The 2246-nt window shown below is 49.6% G+C and carries 3 protein-coding genes; all 3 read left to right on the forward strand.

Features of this window, described 5'->3' with window-relative positions; genetic code table 11:
• The first annotated feature begins 18 nt into the window (after positions 1 to 18).
• Positions 19 to 306 (forward strand): hypothetical protein, encoded by a 288-nt coding sequence (locus ACTHUE_RS16085; RefSeq protein WP_004519272.1) that lies wholly within the window; start codon positions 19 to 21, stop codon positions 304 to 306.
• 71 nt (positions 307 to 377) lie between these two features.
• Positions 378 to 1544 carry an ADP-forming succinate--CoA ligase subunit beta gene (sucC, locus tag ACTHUE_RS16090; protein WP_003675098.1) on the forward strand — a complete coding sequence of 389 codons (1167 nt, stop codon included), beginning with the start codon at positions 378 to 380 and terminating at the stop codon, positions 1542 to 1544.
• Between the two features lie 10 nt (positions 1545 to 1554).
• A partial coding sequence (sucD, locus tag ACTHUE_RS16095; RefSeq protein ID WP_440423980.1) for a succinate--CoA ligase subunit alpha occupies positions 1555 to 2246 on the forward strand: 692 nt, incomplete at its 3' end.

Below are 2246 nucleotides of genomic sequence, written 5' to 3' on the forward strand. Positions count from 1 at the left end.
ACAGCATTTACATTCATTATGAACAAAGAAATAGTCGGTATTTTCTTTATACCGATGGGCATCATCAGCATGTGTATGGCCGCATTGTGGCAGATGTATGTGATGATGACCGAAACTTATACGCTCAACCGTTTCAAAGATAAAGAATTGGTTTGGCGCGTGGCATTGTTGTTTATCAGTTTCAGCCTTGCCGTTTATCTGCTCTGCCCGAATTCGCGTAAAAAAGGCATTGTCTTTTTTATTCTCGGAGGAGGAGGCGCAACCATGTATCTGCTGGCGCGGATGTGGTTGCCTTTCAGTAAATAGTAGGGCCGTCTGAAAATATGGGATTGGCCGCAGGGCGATTCCTAAAACCCACTCACCTTAAGGAGAAATCCATGAATTTACACGAGTATCAGGCTAAAGAACTGCTGGCTAGCTACGGTTTGCCCGTACAAGGCGGTATTTTGGCACACAACGGCGAAGAAGCCGCTGCAGCTTACGACAAATTGGGCGGTAAATTCGCTGTTGTCAAAGCACAAGTACACGCCGGCGGCCGCGGTAAAGCGGGTGGCGTAAAAGTCGTTAAAAGCCGCGAAGAAGCTAAAGAAGTGGCTGAAAGCCTGATTGGCACCAACTTGGTAACTTACCAAACCGATGCCAACGGCCAACCTGTCAACAGCGTTTTGGTTTGCGAAGACATGTATCCGGTTCAAACCGAGCTGTACTTGGGCGCAGTGGTTGACCGTTCTACCCGCCGCGTTACATTCATGGCCTCTACCGAAGGTGGCGTGGAAATCGAAAAAGTTGCTGCCGAAACTCCAGAAAAAATCTTCAAAGTAACCGTTGATCCGCTGGTTGGCCTGCAACCTTGCCAAGCTCGCGAAGTTGCGTTCCAACTGGGCTTGAAAGACAAACAAATCAACGAGTTCGTCAAACTGATGACCGGCGCGTACAAAGCGTTTATCGAAAACGACTTCGCCCTGTTTGAAGTAAACCCATTGGCAGTTCGCGAAAATGGCGCGCTGGCTTGCGTAGATGGCAAAATCGGTATCGACAGCAACGCGCTCTACCGCCTGCCAAAAATCGCTGAATTGCGCGACAAATCTCAAGAAAACGAACGTGAGCTGAAAGCTTCTGAATTCGACCTGAACTATGTTGCCCTGGAAGGTAACATCGGCTGTATGGTTAACGGTGCCGGTTTGGCGATGGCCACTATGGACATCATCAAACTCAAAGGCGGCCAACCTGCCAACTTCTTGGACGTTGGCGGCGGTGCAACCAAAGACCGCGTGGTTGAAGCGTTCAAACTGATTCTGGAAGACAAATCCGTTAAAGGCGTATTGATCAACATCTTCGGCGGTATCGTACGTTGCGACATGATTGCGGAAGCCATCGTGGCAGCCGTTAAAGAAATCAACGTCAACGTTCCTGTCGTTGTTCGTTTGGAAGGTAACAATGCCGAACTCGGCGCGAAAATCCTGAACGAATCAGGTCTGAAACTGACTTCTGCAGACGGCCTGAATGACGCAGCCGAAAAAATTGTTGCAGCCGTAAACGCCTAAGGAGAAAAGAATGAGCGTATTGATTAATAAAGACACCAAAGTATTGGTTCAAGGTTTCACCGGTAAAAACGGTACTTTCCACTCCGAACAAGCTCTGGCTTACGGCACTAAAGTTGTCGGCGGCGTTACCCCGGGCAAAGGCGGTCAAACCCACCTGAACCTGCCCGTGTTTAACACCATGAAAGAAGCCGTTAAAGAAACCGGCGCAGACGCATCTGTAATTTACGTTCCAGCTCCGTTTGTATTGGACTCTATCGTTGAAGCCGTTGATTCAGGCGTAGGCTTGGTCGTTGTGATTACCGAAGGCGTGCCTACTTTGGACATGCTCAAAGCCAAACGTTACTTGGAAACCAACGGCAACGGTACCCGCTTGGTCGGCCCTAACTGCCCTGGTGTGATTACTCCGGGTGAGTGCAAAATCGGTATTATGCCGGGCCACATCCACACTCCGGGCCGCATCGGTATTATTTCCCGTTCCGGTACATTGACTTACGAAGCTGTAGCACAAACCACCAAACTGGGCTTGGGTCAATCAACCTGTATTGGTATCGGCGGCGACCCGATTCCTGGTATGAACCAAATCGACGCACTGAAACTCTTCCAAGAAGACCCAGATACCGACGCCATCATCATGATCGGTGAAATCGGCGGTACTGCGGAAGAAGAAGCAGCCGAATACATCCAATCCAACGTAACCAAACC

The sequence above is a fragment of the Neisseria sp. P0021.S005 genome (assembly GCF_051956955.1).